This window comes from Streptomyces flavofungini (assembly GCF_041028215.1).
Taxonomy (GTDB): domain Bacteria; phylum Actinomycetota; class Actinomycetes; order Streptomycetales; family Streptomycetaceae; genus Streptomyces; species Streptomyces flavofungini_B.
Genome location: NZ_JASKYR010001448.1, coordinates 1 through 561, shown reverse-complemented (window position 1 = coordinate 561; position 561 = coordinate 1). Strand labels below are relative to the sequence as shown.

The 561-nt window shown below is 72.7% G+C and carries 1 protein-coding gene; it reads right to left on the bottom strand.

The window, feature by feature from the left end:
* On the bottom strand, window positions 1–561 hold a 561-nt coding region (locus AB8Z36_RS41585; RefSeq protein ID WP_369218507.1), incomplete at both ends, for a condensation domain-containing protein.

The following is a 561-nucleotide window of genomic DNA, read 5'->3' as shown; positions in this document are numbered from 1 at the left end:
CCCCGGGGCCCGGCCAGCTCGATGTCCAGGCGTGCCGTGTGCGCCAGATAGCCCGATACCGGCGGCAGATCGGGCCGGGTGCCCCGCTCGAAGGCGCGGGCGGCGGCGAGCAGGTCGCGCACCAGCACACCGTAGGACCAGCCGTCGTTGATCGAGTGGTGGACGTTGAAGAGCAGCACCGGGGGCCGGCCCGCCGTGGTGAGGCAGCGCAGCCGGAACAGCGGCCCCGCGGCCAGGTCGAAGCGCAATCGGCCCTCTTCGGCGCGGGCCCTGGCGAGGGCGTCGTCGAACTCCTCGGGGGCGACCCGCTGGAAGCGGGGCCGCACCCGCAGCCGTCCCGCCGGACGGACGATCTGGAGGAGTTCTCCGGCGCCGTCGTCGCCCGACATCTGGAAGACGGTGCGCAGCGACTCGTGACGGTCCATCACAAAGCCGACGGCGGCTTCGAGCGCGGCGGGGTCGAGCGGCCTGGCGGGCTGGTAGGCCTCGACCATGTTGTAGGTGCGGATGGTCCCCTCGTCGAGGGACTCAAGGAGCCAGATGCGGGCTTGGGAGTGGGAG